Origin of the sequence: Vibrio agarivorans (genome assembly GCF_030409635.1) — a bacterium.
In the GTDB taxonomy this organism is placed as follows: Bacteria; Pseudomonadota; Gammaproteobacteria; order Enterobacterales; family Vibrionaceae; genus Vibrio; species Vibrio agarivorans.
Genome location: NZ_JAUFQF010000001.1, coordinates 1019334 through 1031800, shown reverse-complemented (window position 1 = coordinate 1031800; position 12467 = coordinate 1019334). Strand labels below are relative to the sequence as shown.

At 45.3% G+C, this 12467-nt stretch carries 12 protein-coding genes; 7 read left to right on the top strand and 5 right to left on the bottom strand.

From position 1 onward, the window contains the following. The first annotated feature begins 31 nt into the window (after positions 1 to 31). Positions 32 to 943, top strand: coding sequence for a LysR substrate-binding domain-containing protein (locus QWZ05_RS04490; RefSeq protein ID WP_264876670.1), 912 nt, complete (start codon positions 32 to 34; stop codon positions 941 to 943). Positions 944 to 1025: 82 nt separating this feature from the next. On the opposite strand, the gene QWZ05_RS04485 is transcribed toward QWZ05_RS04490, so the two are convergent. Beyond that, positions 1026 to 1544 (bottom strand): macro domain-containing protein, encoded by a 519-nt coding sequence (locus tag QWZ05_RS04485; protein WP_264876669.1) that lies wholly within the window; start codon positions 1542 to 1544, stop codon positions 1026 to 1028. Between the two features lie 320 nt (positions 1545 to 1864). On the opposite strand from QWZ05_RS04485, the gene QWZ05_RS04480 reads away from it, so the two are divergent. Next, complete coding sequence (locus tag QWZ05_RS04480; RefSeq protein WP_264876668.1) at positions 1865 to 3433, top strand: polysaccharide lyase family 7 protein; 1569 nt, start codon at positions 1865 to 1867, stop codon at positions 3431 to 3433. A gap of 92 nt (positions 3434 to 3525) precedes the next feature. Here QWZ05_RS04480 and QWZ05_RS04475 read toward each other — a convergent pair whose 3' ends face one another. After that, positions 3526 to 4302 carry an HAD-IIB family hydrolase gene (locus QWZ05_RS04475; RefSeq protein WP_264876667.1) on the bottom strand — a complete coding sequence of 259 codons (777 nt, stop codon included), beginning with the start codon at positions 4300 to 4302 and terminating at the stop codon, positions 3526 to 3528. 456 nt (positions 4303 to 4758) lie between these two features. Here QWZ05_RS04475 and QWZ05_RS04470 point away from each other — a divergent pair, with 456 nt between their 5' ends. Continuing rightward, complete coding sequence (locus tag QWZ05_RS04470) at positions 4759 to 5568, top strand: PhzF family phenazine biosynthesis protein (protein WP_264876666.1); 810 nt, start codon at positions 4759 to 4761, stop codon at positions 5566 to 5568. 142 nt (positions 5569 to 5710) lie between these two features. Then, entirely contained in the window at positions 5711 to 6100 is a 390-nt protein-coding gene (locus QWZ05_RS04465; protein WP_264876665.1) for an MAPEG family protein, read from the top strand. Positions 6101 to 6121: 21 nt separating this feature from the next. Here the strand turns inward: QWZ05_RS04465 and QWZ05_RS22370 are convergent, their stop codons facing one another. Then, positions 6122 to 6394 (bottom strand): hypothetical protein, encoded by a 273-nt coding sequence (locus tag QWZ05_RS22370; RefSeq protein WP_415852290.1) that lies wholly within the window; start codon positions 6392 to 6394, stop codon positions 6122 to 6124. Positions 6395 to 6605: 211 nt separating this feature from the next. Further along, entirely contained in the window at positions 6606 to 6803 is a 198-nt protein-coding gene (locus QWZ05_RS22365; RefSeq protein WP_415852289.1) for a hypothetical protein, read from the bottom strand. A 246-nt stretch (positions 6804 to 7049) separates the two neighbouring features. On the opposite strand from QWZ05_RS22365, the gene QWZ05_RS04455 reads away from it, so the two are divergent. Further along, positions 7050 to 7514 carry an NUDIX hydrolase gene (locus QWZ05_RS04455; protein WP_264876664.1) on the top strand — a complete coding sequence of 155 codons (465 nt, stop codon included), beginning with the start codon at positions 7050 to 7052 and terminating at the stop codon, positions 7512 to 7514. Between the two features lie 98 nt (positions 7515 to 7612). On the opposite strand, the gene QWZ05_RS04450 is transcribed toward QWZ05_RS04455, so the two are convergent. Further along, positions 7613 to 8686, bottom strand: coding sequence for a beta/alpha barrel domain-containing protein (locus QWZ05_RS04450; RefSeq protein ID WP_264876663.1), 1074 nt, complete (start codon positions 8684 to 8686; stop codon positions 7613 to 7615). Between the two features lie 400 nt (positions 8687 to 9086). Between QWZ05_RS04450 and QWZ05_RS04445 the strand changes: the two genes are divergently transcribed. Together QWZ05_RS04445 and QWZ05_RS04440 are read left to right on the top strand one after the other, a co-directional pair. Continuing rightward, a complete protein-coding gene (locus QWZ05_RS04445) occupies positions 9087 to 11444 on the top strand; it encodes a GH36-type glycosyl hydrolase domain-containing protein (protein WP_264876662.1) in 2358 nt (785 codons plus the stop codon). Between the two features lie 283 nt (positions 11445 to 11727). Further along, positions 11728 to 12399: a glutathione S-transferase family protein gene (locus tag QWZ05_RS04440; protein WP_264876661.1), complete on the top strand. Its 672-nt coding sequence runs from the start codon at positions 11728 to 11730 to the stop codon at positions 12397 to 12399. Positions 12400 to 12467 lie beyond the last annotated feature (68 nt).

The window sequence follows — 12467 nt, the reverse complement described above, 5'->3', positions numbered from 1 at the left end:
GACAGAGCTTATAGGGAATAGGCCTAGAACGATGATTAAAATAGAAAAAGCGGCACTGAATGCCTTGCCTCCTTTTACTGCTCTTAAAGCCTTTGAATCAACCGCTCGTCACCTTAGTGTGTCACGAGCGGCAGAGGAGTTGCATGTCAGTAGAGGGGCAGTCTCCCAACAAATAAAGGTCTTAGAGACTTTTCTTAATGATCAGCTCTTTGTCCGCAAAGGAGGGCAGTTAGAGCTAACAGAGTCAGCCATGTTGTATTTGCCTTTGTTGACTGAAACATTCCATAACCTGCAGATTGGTACGCAAAATCTTTTCGGAAACAAGGTTGACCACGTTCTAACGATACGTATTTCGCAAAGTTTTTGTGGTGCTTGGTTAATGGCGAGGTTGGCGGATTTTCGTCGCCAACAGCCTAATATAAAACTAAAGTTTTATTCCACGGTAAATCTGTTCCCTGATGCCAGTGAAAGCGTTGATATCGAAATTATCAATGGCTACGGAAACTGGCAAGGCCGTGATTTTGAGCGAATTACACAGCGAGAAGAGTGGGTTCTCGTTGCGAGCCCAAGCTTTATGCGTCAGCATGATTTCAGCCAATCGATAGAGACTATTGCCAACTACCCTAAGCTAGCCACCATGGGATATAGCGAAGGTTGGCGTGAATGGTTTAATCTTCATAACGCTGGGATGCCGTTTACTCAGCCTGAAATAGAATTTGATAACACTCAGAACTCGATGGAAGCTGCCTGCCAAGGATTAGGGATGTTGCTTGCTAAGAGCATTTTAGTTGAGGATGCGATTAAAGCTGGAGATCTCATCGTTGCCCATCCCACCCGCTTGAAAAGTCAGAGCCATCACTATGTTATTGTGAATCACTCACGTGAGCATCAATACAAAGTATTGAAGTTTAAGCAGTGGTTAAAGTCAGGGTTTAGTGAGTAGAGTTTTTTGCGGACTGATAAAGTCAAAGCAAGCCATCGCGACAACAGCGATATCACTGAGCGATACGCTGTGAAGACTTAGGTTACTCTTTAATCTTATCGAGTTCACTCTGCCAAGTCTCTAGCATATCTTCACCAAATAGGTAAAACGTCAGCTGCATTCCTTTGTATTTCTGCTCACTACAAACAGAGAGTGCGACTTGAGCCGCTTCTGGCTGAGGATAGCCATAAGCTCCACATGATATTGCAGGGAGTGCCACACTCTCACAGTTGTTTTCTAACGCAAGGTTTAATGCTTGGCGGTATGCAGATTGTAAAACCGCTTTGGGATCACAGAACTGATGATAGATCGGCCCGACGGCATGGATAACATATTTAGCATTTAATTCTCCTGCGCTGGTGATTTTTGCATCGCCCCAGCCACAACGTTTTCCATTGTTCTCTTCAACATCGAAACAGGCTCGAAGCAGAGCAGGGCCAGCAGCACGATGAATGGCACCATCAACACCGCCACCACCCAGCATTTTGGGGTTTGCAGCATTTACAATAGCGTCAACTTCGGCTTGAGTAATGTCGCCGTTCAATAAAGCAATGTTTAACATGAGTGTCTCAGTAATCAAGTTGGGTCATGCATAGCCTATGCAAAACCGCCCTGCTGCGGAAATACCCCCATTTGTTAATCAATCTAGATCACACTTATCTTCCTAAAATATGACAAAACTGTGATCTGGTTGGTATATGAATGAACCAAATAGTGGCCTCCATCTCATATATTTCACGCATCCTTTCAATTGTATTATTAAATTATGTAATATTTTGTTTCATCGAAAGCAGGGTTGGTTGAACGAACCAATACAACCTGATTGCGAATGTTGTTTTCAAGTACAAATGCTGCCTTTTGTAGTCAAACCATGGATTGAATATGAAACAAATTACTATAAAAACCTTACTAGCCTCCTCTGTCTTACTTGCGGTTGGTTGTGCCAGCACGAGCGAACCAACGGTCGAGTTTCCTAATAACAAAGAAACGGGTGAAGCACTTCTGACTCCTGTTGCGATTACCGCGAGCAGTCACGATGGCAATGGGCCAGATCGTCTATTCGACCAAGACCTAACAACACGTTGGTCATCAGCGGGTGACGGTGAGTGGGCAATGCTGGACTACGGCTCTGTGCAAGAGTTTGACGCTGTTCAGGCAGCATTTAGCAAAGGTAATGAGCGCCAATCGATATTTGATATCCAAGTGAGTGTTGATGGTGAAAACTGGACAACGGTACTAGAGAACCAAATGAGCTCAGGTAAAGCGATTGGTCTAGAGCGTTTTCAGTTTGAGCCTGCCGTTCAAGCTCGTTATGTTCGATACGTTGGTCACGGCAACACGAAAAGTGGTTGGAACAGTCTAACAGAGCTAGCGGCGGTTAACTGTAACGTAAATGCTTGTCCTGCTAGTCATATCATCACACCAGCAGTTGTCGCTGCAGAGCAAGCGATGATCGCTGAAATGAAAGCAGCAGAGAAAGCACGTAAAGAAGCGCGCAAAGACCTACGCTCAGGTAACTTCGGTGCTCCTGCTGTCTACCCATGTGAGACGACAGTAAAATGTGACACGCGCAGTGCACTTCCAGTCCCAACGAATCTACCAGCTAAGCCTTTAGCAGGTAACGCGCCAAGTGAAAACTTTGATTTGACGCATTGGTACCTATCTCAACCATTCGACCATGACAAAAATGGCAAGCCTGATGATGTTTCTGAGTGGAACCTTGCAAACGGTTACCAACACCCAGAAATCTTCTACACAGCTGACGACGGTGGTCTAGTCTTCAAGTCTTACGTGAAAGGCGTTCGTACTTCGAAAAACACTAAATACGCGCGTACTGAGCTTCGTGAAATGATGCGTCGTGGTGACCAGTCTATCAGCACTAAAGGTGTGAACAAGAACAACTGGGTATTCTCTAGCGCACCGGAAGCAGACCTAAAAGCAGCTGCAGGTATCGACGGCGTGTTGGAAGCAACACTGAAAATCGACCACGCAACAACAACGGGTAACGCAAACGAAGTTGGTCGCTTTATCATTGGTCAGATCCACGACCAAAACGATGAGCCAATTCGTCTGTACTACCGCAAACTGCCAAACCAAGCAACAGGTGCCGTTTACTTTGCGCACGAAAGCCAAGATGCAACAAAAGAGGATTTCTACCCTCTAGTGGGCGACATGACGGCTGAAGTTGGTGAAGATGGCATCGCACTTGGCGAAGTGTTCAGCTACCGCATTGAAGTGAAAGGCAACACAATGACAGTCACTCTAATGCGCGAAGGCCATGACGACGTAGTTCAAGTCGTGGATATGAGCGATAGCGGATACGATGTTGGTGGAAAGTACATGTACTTCAAAGCCGGTGTTTACAACCAAAACATCAGCGGCGATCTAGATGACTACTCACAGGCAACGTTCTACCAACTAGACGTGTCTCACGATAAATACGAAGATTAATTTATATCGTAGTATAAAAATAAAACCTCTAGCTTCGTAAGCTAGAGGTTTTTTCATCTCAGTCTACTTAGCTCTACTTTTAGCCAGAATGATTACTGATTTTTACACAACAACAAATCCACAAACTCCGCAAACCCATACCCACCGGGCTTGCTCATCACCAATGATGGTTTGTGGGCTAACTTATCCCAGTACTTTTCGATATTCGCGACACCAACACTGTTTGGCAGCCAGCCAAACATCTCAGTGTCGTTAGGAGAGTCACCAACATAGCAACATTGTGATTGGATTTGCTCATCACTGAGGCCTTTCTTCTTCAAAAAGTATTCAGCGGTAATGCGCTTTGAGTGCTGCCCATACCAAGCATTAATGTGGATAGAGCTAGCCGTAGCGTTAGCACCTAATTGGTGAATTTTAGTGATGACTTCATCTACGATGGCGCTCTCAACTGCAGGGCGGTTCTGACCAATATCAATCGCGACTTCACACACTCGATAGGCTTGATCAAGCGTAAAATTCAAGTCGGGATAATCGATAAGAATGGTTTCTACTTGGGCTTTTAGACGCTGTTGATTACTTGCTAAATCAGCCATAGTCGTGAGGCCATCAGTCACTAAGTAGCCATTTTGCTTCTCCATGATCACCGCACCGTTCTCGGCGAGCACAGCATCAACAGGCCATAGTTGAGCAATATGATCCCCCCAACCAGCGCAAGCACCGGTTACAGCAACGACTTTTTTCCCAGCGTCTCCAAGTGCCTGTAATGCGATTAATGTTTCAGGAGGCAGGTGACCATGACAGGTGAGCGTATCGTCAACATCGGTGAGAACCCACTCAACAGAGTTCCAGTTTTCGTCTAGTTTTATCATTGATGCAAAGTATGTGTTCTAGTAAAGCTGCGAGCTACCAAAGAGTAGGACTAACGCCTTAGTAAGGACTATGTCGCGAACTTTGTATGGTTAACTTGAGAGGGCAGTAAGAATACAAGAGATTTGTGTCTGTCTGATGACGAAAGGATAGCGTATCAATAGAAGGCTAGCTCAATAGAATACTAGCGAAAGAGCCATCAGAAAAGGACATACCCAAGTGTAATGCCTACCACCATCATTATGATGCTGGTCAGTGTAATGTTGTTGGAAACCCATTTATCAAGCTTACTCATTGCTTTCACCTCAACTTAGCCAGTATGTTGAAATTAAGTATATAAAAAATCGGTGTAATTTCTATTTAAGTTACGCTTGTCCTATCAATAGAAAGAAAATAACCTGTGCCTCATCAGCTTTTCTAAACGTCGATCAGCGACGTCATCATACATAGGGCACCCAATGGATATCGACATCTATCAAGTAGACTCATTTACGACGGAACCATTCAAAGGCAATCCAGCGGGTGTGTGTATAACAGACCACCAACTGACCGAAAGCTTGATGCTGTCGATTGCTGAAGAGATGGCGGTTTCTGAAACGGCCTTTCTATCGCTTTCGGATATGACGTTAAGATGGTTTACGCCGGAAACTGAAGTGAAATTGTGCGGTCACGGCACATTGGCAGCAGCCCATGTACTCAAGGAGCGAGGTTTAGTCGAGAAGGGGGAGCAAGTTCATTTTAATACCATATCGGGACAGCTAACGGCTTTCATCAACGAGTCTTCAATTGAATTGGACTTTCCTTCACCAATTATCGATTTTGAGGTGACGCCTGTGGCTGAATTACTGGAGCATCTGGGTATCGACACTAAAGCAGTCATCGCTTATGGCATCTTTGATAATAAACAGTTTATTGAAATTGATAGTGAGCATACTCTTATCAGCCTACAGCCTAATTTTGATGCATTGAATAAACTCAAAGGGCGGGGCGTTGTTATCACCACTCGAGCCCACAGTGAAGATGTCGATTTTGTCTCTCGCTACTTCGCACCTTGGGTCGGAGTTAATGAAGATCCCGTAACGGGTTCAGCGCACTGTGCGCTAAGTGTGTATTGGTCAGAAAAACTCAAAAAGACAGAGCTACGTGGTTACCAAGCGTCAAAACGTGGTGGTTATGTGACAACTCAACAATTGTCGGATAGACGCACTAAGTTGATAGGGTCTGCTGTTATGGTTGTGAAAGGGGTAATGAAGATTCCGAGTTACTAATAATGATTCGTAATCAATCAATCTATCTTGTTCTGCTACGACCTGAAACAATCAACAAGAAGATCAAACCTGAGCTGCTTTTGATTATGGTGTAGTCTTTACTTTGACGACCTTTAATCACTTTTCAAGGAGCAGATGACAGATGAATGGACTAATCGTGTGCTTGGTTATCGCCGCCTTTTTACCCTTTGCCGCAAAAATACCGCTGGGTATCGCGATGAGTCGAGCGGGTGGATACGACAATAACCATCCCCGCGATCAACAAGCTCGATTACAGGGCTTCGGCGCACGAGCACTTGCAGCCCATCAAAACGCGTTTGAATCATTGATCATATTCGCAACCGCAATTTTGCTCGCTATCGCGACAGGAACGATCAATGAGAACATACAACTACTCGCTTGGACTCACATCGCCTTTCGGCTTGTTTATCATGTTTTGTATTTGCTCAATTTTGGCATACTGCGTTCTCTGTCTTGGATTATCGCAATGGGGTGTTCGTTTGCCATTATGGGGCAGTGTTTAGTGAGTTAAATGTGATGGCGAAAGTATAACTCAACTTTGAGTATGACTTAGGGCATCGTCTTTAGGTTGCGCCTTGTCAGTTTCAGCATGCTTAGGCTCTATGATTTCGGGGCTGATATTTTCAGAGCCTAGGCCTTCAGAATTGAGGTTTTCTGATTCGACCCATGCCATAAAGACTTGGTAACCCGCAGCTAAGAACGCAGCACCAATAAACATACCCAGGATTCCTCCGGCTGCTATGCCTCCGATAGCACCAATCAAAACAATCGGCATTGGCACAGCTAAGCCACGGCCGAGCACCATTGGCTTCAAGCCATGATAGGTACAGGCTCTCACCGATGATGGGCAGATCTTTAATCGTCTCTTTTGGAGCAGATAAAGCTAATGTCCCCGCTTCATAGGCTTCGAACGCCACCATAGTATTGGTAGCAAATGCATTGCCCACTAGAGCGGTCGGTACGCCAAGCACTAGAACACCCACAATAGCGATAACCGTTGAACTTCTTGCAGGGGTCTATTGGGTTTTTCGCTCAACAAAGAGTCGCACTGGATACAGTGCAATCGCCAGCACTAATGCCCAGAGCAAAATAGGCAAAAAGGGTAAAAATGCCCAACAACAGACAATCAGAATAAATGCCAGTGTTGAAAATCGTATTAATGACTTGGTGAAAGCTTTGGAAATCGCTGCTTCTAAATCGACGTCGTTTTTCATCAGTTAACCTTTTATAAATGTACCCATCCTTGATGCCTAGTTACTTGGAAAGTCTTTAAGACCGAAAATAACAGGGCATTAAGAAAAAATTAGACTACATTTTTAATAAATTCAGAGTGTTATTGGTGCGAAAATGAGACCGATATTATGGCGTTTCTGTGGGGTAAATATTTACCATTTTACGCCAAAAGAGATTGTTTACGTCTTACAGCGTACGATTATCTAAACCGACTTTAGGAGAAAATCGTGATCCCACTAAGTACAGCTATAGTCGCTGGCGTTGCGTTGTCACGTATCCAAGGCGAGATGAAAATGCTACTCATGAAGCGAGTAAAGGGCGGATATTGGTGTCATGTAGGAGGTTCAATCGAGTCAGGCGAAACTGGGGTTGACGCCATCATTCGAGAATTTGAAGAAGAGACCAAAATCCAAGTTTCAGAGCTCTACAATTCCGATTACATACAGCGATTTTTCGAACCCCAAGTGAATGTAATGCAGTTGATCCCTGTTTTTGTGGTGATGTGCCCCCCTGATCAAGTCATCGTATTGAATGAAGAGCATACGGATTATCAATGGTGCTCTTTAGAGGAGGCACTTGAGCTTGCGCCGTTTCCCAATCAGCACGCGGTATTTAAGCATGTTTGGGAGTATTTTGTTGATAGGCCAATTAGCCCTTACTTTAAAGTAAGAGGCATAAGAAGTAGCGTCTAAGTAAAGGTATAGTGATTTGAGTGACGGGAATAACAATAGATTGAAAGTTGGCCTGCAGGCAGACTGTCAGACCAACATCATAGTGTTTCGCTTAGCGCTTATTTGAACTCGTGGAATTTCTGCGCTAGGTATGGGTCCCACATTGCTGCAGTTGCACTCATTACCATATCAGCACCCATATCAAGACGGCGGTGCAGATCTTCAGCATTCATCATGCCGCCTACAGAACAGATAACAAAGTCATCCTTCCATTTTGTGCGCAGGTCAATAAGGTTGCTCGTCACTTCTTCAGCAAGGTCACCGATAGCAAAGCCACACGTACCGCTAGAAAGACGACCTTCACCTGGTAGCGCTGCTTGGCCTTCAGACGTGATCACTTTACGAGGAATCGTGTTGATTGCTGCAAAACCATCAACGTATGGACGGTTCGCTTCAATCACTTTTTCTAGTTGCTCTGCTGGCATCCAACCGAGTTTGATCATCAGTGGCGTATCACCGATAGATTCACGAATCTTCTTCGATACTAGCGCTGAGTTTTCTGGGTCAGAGAACAGTGCACCTTCTTTGCTGCCGCCAAGGTTCGGACATGAGTAGTTTACTTCTACTACTTTCGCACCCGCTTCTTTGGCCATTGCAGAAACGTAGCCGTAGTCTTCAACAAGGTCACGCTCAGCAAGACCTGGAGTACCGTTTACAGATACGATCATAAGCTGGTTTTTACCCATCTTACGGTTACCTTCTTCGATGTCTTTCATCCATACAGAAGGTGCAAGTGATGGCACACCAAAAGAGTTAGTGATGGTGATTTGCTCGTCACGTGCTGGGCGCAAGCCAGGGTGAATGTTGGTATTGATGTCGCCGTTACCAAACTGCTTGTCTGTATCTAGGAAAATACAGTTTGGTGCTGGGTGACATGCACGCTCAACACTGCGAACCGTTTTATAAACAGGAATATCAAAACCAAGCTGCGCGTAGACATCACACCAGTGGCTGTTTAGCAGTGGGCCGGCTGGAACACCTAGGCGAGAGTTCACCTCAAAATCAAACACCTTATGAGTTTGTTTGATCGCAGGACGAGTCGGCATTTTAGCATCGAAGAAAGGCCCATTTTGGTAGTTATCCTCGTAAGTCTTGAGAATATCATAAAGTTCGAACTGGGTAGGTGTAGTCATAAGAAGCCCCTTAATGCGTGCTACGTGTGCCAATATAAAATTGGCGTGCATTCTACCCCTTATGGATAGCCTTTAAAATAGGGGAGTTATACCTTGTTGCAGATAAGGGTATTTATATTCGTACAAAACCTGTCAGTGATCATTTTTGCGCAGATAACCACCAAGTGAAGCTACGAATTTGCAGAGTTTCACTGAGTTTCTGCACGGTGAGAAATTGTTTGATACCACCAACACAATTCTCTTTTCGGCCGCTTTTGGGGCATCTTATCGCGTAAGCTAATACCTAAAGAATTCAATATCGTATGAGAAACGTCATCGAGTCCATTTGTTTCAATATACGGAATAGATAAAAGTGGACTGATTGAAGCATACGTTAAACGTGATCAAAGGATGACAAAGAGTGCTAGTAGAAACTAAACAACAGGCAAGACGTGTGGAGTTACTGAGCCCGACAAAAATGCCAAGAGCGTCTGGTTTTCTTTGGAACAAACAAATGATGATTCAGGTGAACTGCCGTGGTTATGCCACTGCCCAGTTTATGCAGCCTGAGCCTGCGAAATACATGCATGCTCCTAATCTTGAAGCTAAGAGTTTCATGCAACCAGAGCAGCCATATTTTGCACATCACCCTGGTCGTTTCTTCTATATCAAAGACGAAGAAACGGGCGAAATTTTTTCAGCGCCTTATGAGCCAGTCAGACAGAAGCAGGATAAGTACTGTTTCTCATTAGGTCAGTCGGATATTCGTTGGCATATCGAGCATTTAGGTATTGAAGTAGAGCTATGCTTGAGCCTACCTGAGAATGATGTGGTGGAGCTGTGGCAATTAAAAGTAAAAAATGTCTCAGGTCGTGAGCGAAAGATAAGCGTTTACCCGTACTTCCCGATTGGCTACATGAGCTGGATGAATCAGTCTGCGAAATACCGCTCAGATCTTGGAGGGGTGGTAGCAAGCTGTGTCACGCCGTACCAAAAAGTGGCTGACTACTTTAAAAATAAAGACCTAAAAGATAAAACCTTCTTCCTTCATGATAGAGAGCCAACCGCCTACGAAACTATTCGTGAACAATTTGAAGGTGAAGGGGGGCTGCATAACCCAACCGGCGTGCAGTTAGCAACACTAGAAAACGGCGATGCGCTTTACGAAACGCCGACCGCTGCGTTGCAATATCAAATCGAACTCGTCAACGAGCAACAAGAAGACTACCGATTCCTGCTTGGTCCTGCCTTCAGTGATATAGAAATTGCAGCCATACGCGACCACTATTTCTTAGATGAAGAGTTTGCTCAAACCAAAGCTCGCTACAGCAAATATGTCGCGCAAGGCAAAGGCAGCATTGAAATACAAACGCCAGACAAACAGCTGAATGAGTTTGTAAACAGCTGGCTGCCAAGGCAGATGTTCTATCATGGTGACGTGAACCGACTCAGTACTGACCCACAAACCCGCAACTACTTACAAGATGCGATGGGTATGGTGTATATCAAACCAGCGGTCACCCGCAACGCGTTTCTTCATGCGCTAGCGCAACAAGAGGAGTCAGGTGCCATTCCTGACGGGATCTTACTGACAGAAGAAGCAGAACTGAAATACATCAACCAAATCCCGCATACAGACCACTGTATTTGGTTCCCAGTTTGCTTGCGTGCATACCTTGATGAAACCAATGATTACTCTATTTTTGCCGAGGAAGTGGAGCAGTTTAAAGGCACACAAACGGCTAGAGTGTTTGAGCGAATCAATAAAGCGATGCGCTGGCTGTTCAACGAGCGTGACCATCGCGGTTTGAGCTTCATCGCGCAAGGCGACTGGTGTGACCCGATGAACATGGTGGGTTACAAAGGCAAAGGTGTGTCGGGTTGGCTATCTATGGCCGCTGCCTATGCCTTGAATATTTGGTCTGACATCTGTGCTCATCTTGGTGAAACGGCGTTGGCTCAAGAGTTCCGATCTAATGCAGAAGCGCTTAATGAAGCCATCAATAAGCATATTTGGGATGGTGATTGGTATGCCCGTGGCATTACCGATGACGGTGTGGTATTTGGTACGAGTAAAGACGAAGAAGGGCGAATCTTCTTAAACCCGCAAAGCTGGGCAATATTGGCGCAAACCGCAGACAGCGATAAGCGCGAGAAGATGATCAAGCAGGTAGAGCAGCAGCTAGAGACGCCTTACGGTGTGATGATGCTCGCACCAAGCTTTACCGCGATGCGTGATGACGTAGGGCGAGTGACTCAAAAGCATCCGGGCTCCGCTGAAAATGGCAGTGTGTATAACCACGCGGCGATCTTCTATATCTTCAGCCTTTATCAAGCTGGTGAAACCGATCGCGCCTTCAAACTGATGTCGCAAATGCTTACCGGTCCTGATGAAGCGGACTACATTCAACGCGGTCAGCTTCCAGTATTTATACCTAACTACTATCGTGGCGCTTATTATCAGCACCCGCGCACAGCAGGGCGCTCAAGCCAGCTATTCAACACGGGAACGGTGTCTTGGGTTTATCGCTGCATCGTTGAGGGTCTGTTTGGTCTTAAAGGTGATGCAAGTGGGCTGAGAATAGATCCACAACTGCCAACCGACTGGCAAAAAGCCAGCGCAGTACGTCACTTCCGAGGGGCCACATTTGAGGTATCAATAACCCGCACAGACGTTATGCATACACAAGTGATTGTTGATGGAGAAACCCTGGCTTCAACACGTATTGACTCTATTGAACCGGGCAAGACCTATCATGTTGAGGTCTTGATTCCATAAGGGCAGCGCACACAAGTGACAGCTCGTTAGCACAACAACAAAGGTCTCATTTTCAACGAGACTTTTGTTTTATCCGGCTTTGAAAAGGGGGCAGAGCGGTGCTGGTTATTCTCTTGATTAAGGTCATTTTGAACAAATGTTCAAATTAACCTTGAGCGATTGTTCATGCTGGGTTACTTTTATTTTGTATCAACGATAAATCTTGAGATACCAGCGAATAGCTGCGGAACAAATCAGCGTTTTTAGGTGTACCTCATCAACATACAAGGAAAGGATGTTTACGATGCTAAAGTTTTATTTTCATAAAACCCCAAACCCAATGAAAGTGGCTTTGTTTCTTGAGGAAGCGCAACTCGACTTTGAGCTAGTGCCGGTCGATACCCTCAAAGGGGAGCAGCACACGCCAGAATATCGTTTGATTAACCCTAACGGTAAAACGCCAGCCATCGAAGATGAAGGACAGCGCGTTTTCGATTCTAACGCTATCTTGCTTTACCTCTCTGAAAAAACGGGCAAGCTGGGTGGAAAGCCACAAGACCGTGCAGAGCTATTGTCTTGGATGATGTTCATTGCCAGTGGTTTAGGGCCGTTCTCTGGTCAATCTGTGCATTTCCGTAACGTGGCGCCAGCAGGCAACGACTATGGGGTAAATCGCTATTTGAACGAAGCAAAACGCCACTATGAAGTGCTTGAAACCCATATGGAAGGTAGAGATTTCATTGTTGGTGACCAATTCACCATTGCTGATATCTCGGCTTGGGGGTGGATTGATAAAGCTCAAGTCGTATTGGGCGAAGAGGGGCTAGCGCCATATCCAAACCTTGCTCGTTGGTTTGAATCCATTAATAGTCGCCCTGCTGTTCAGCGCGCCCGTCAAGTTGGGCAGGATGTCGAGTTCAAGAGTGAGTTTGATGAGAGTGCAAAACGTGCTCTATTCCCATCAAATTACAAATAACCCGCATTAAGCTATAAATAGAGAGAGCCTACGTGAATGCGAGGCTCTCTTTTACTATTCAGGAACTT

Bases quoted from the DNA above. Each gene is read 5' to 3' on its own strand.
- QWZ05_RS22365 (WP_415852289.1), bottom strand. From the start codon at position 6,803: ATGAAAAACGACGTCGATTTAGAAGCAGCGATTTCCAAAGCTTTCACC.
- QWZ05_RS04465 (WP_264876665.1), top strand. From the start codon at position 5,711: ATGAATGGACTAATCGTGTGCTTGGTTATCGCCGCCTTTTTACCCTTT.
- QWZ05_RS04450 (WP_264876663.1), bottom strand. From the start codon at position 8,686: ATGACTACACCTACCCAGTTCGAACTTTATGATATTCTCAAGACTTAC.
- QWZ05_RS22370 (WP_415852290.1), bottom strand. From the start codon at position 6,394: ATGGTGCTCGGCCGTGGCTTAGCTGTGCCAATGCCGATTGTTTTGATT.
- QWZ05_RS04440 (WP_264876661.1), top strand. From the start codon at position 11,728: ATGCTAAAGTTTTATTTTCATAAAACCCCAAACCCAATGAAAGTGGCT.
- QWZ05_RS04490 (WP_264876670.1), top strand. From the start codon at position 32: ATGATTAAAATAGAAAAAGCGGCACTGAATGCCTTGCCTCCTTTTACT.
- QWZ05_RS04475 (WP_264876667.1), bottom strand. From the start codon at position 4,302: ATGATAAAACTAGACGAAAACTGGAACTCTGTTGAGTGGGTTCTCACC.
- QWZ05_RS04480 (WP_264876668.1), top strand. From the start codon at position 1,865: ATGAAACAAATTACTATAAAAACCTTACTAGCCTCCTCTGTCTTACTT.
- QWZ05_RS04470 (WP_264876666.1), top strand. From the start codon at position 4,759: ATGGATATCGACATCTATCAAGTAGACTCATTTACGACGGAACCATTC.
- QWZ05_RS04485 (WP_264876669.1), bottom strand. From the start codon at position 1,544: ATGTTAAACATTGCTTTATTGAACGGCGACATTACTCAAGCCGAAGTT.